At 49.3% G+C, this 829-nt stretch carries 1 protein-coding gene and 1 pseudogene; both read left to right on the forward strand.

All coding sequences use genetic code 11. The features are described 5' to 3' along the window. Positions 1-659, forward strand: a 659-nt coding sequence (locus tag GRP75_RS28325; RefSeq protein ID WP_160791044.1) for a response regulator transcription factor, incomplete at its 5' end; no start/stop codon positions are given. Further along, positions 650-829, forward strand: a pseudogene (locus tag GRP75_RS30205) (HAMP domain-containing sensor histidine kinase); the annotation flags it as partial. The gene GRP75_RS28325 and the pseudogene GRP75_RS30205, both read left to right, overlap by 10 nt.

Consider the following 829-nt stretch of genomic DNA (forward strand, 5'->3'; position numbering starts at 1 on the left):
TGGCAAACTTGTTGGCCGTTGATGATGAACCCGCCGTTTTGGCACTCCTTCAAAATATTTTGCAGAAAGATGGCCATGTTGTCACGGTGGTCTCCGACTCCCCACAGGTTCTCACTATGCAGCTTGGAGCCTTTGACCTCATCCTGCTTGACGTGATGATGCCTACCATGGACGGGTTCACACTCTGTCGGGAAATTCGCAGCAAAATAGACTGCCCGATCCTGTTCCTCACCGCAAAATCCATGGAGAACGATGTGATGTTAGGGCTTGGGGAAGGGGCGGACGATTATATTGTCAAGCCGTTTGGTGCTGGAGAGTTGCGCGCAAGAATCAACGCCCATCTCAGACGGGAGAATCGTGAACGGCGTAATGTATTCTGCATCGGGGAAGTTCATTTCAATCTGTCCGGCAAGGAAATCACCGTTCAGAATGTTGTAGTCCCGTTTACCAAAAGCGAATATGAGATATGTAAGTTTCTAGCCCTGAACTGGGGACAGGTGTTCCCTAAAGAGCAGATTTACGAAGCTGTCTTCGGCTTGGATGGGGACAGCGATTCCGCCACCATCGTGGAGCATATTAAAAATATCCGAGCCAAGCTTGGCAAAGTAGAGGTTTCGCCAGTGGAGACGGTTTGGGGAATCGGGTACCGATGGAAGTAACCAAAGTACAGCAAGCATGCAAGACAACCAAACTACGAACCATTTTTCTGGGTTATTTAGTTATGTTCTGTATCGGGACGATTGCGCTCGCTCTGTTCCTGGTTCTCATCTTCTATGTCCTGATGTCTTGTGGGACCATTCTCCCCGCGAACTATGCTGAGAATCAGGTG

This window comes from Paenibacillus sp. OT2-17, from assembly GCF_009827695.1.
GTDB classification, from domain to species: domain Bacteria; phylum Bacillota; class Bacilli; order Paenibacillales; family Paenibacillaceae; genus Paenibacillus; species Paenibacillus polymyxa_B.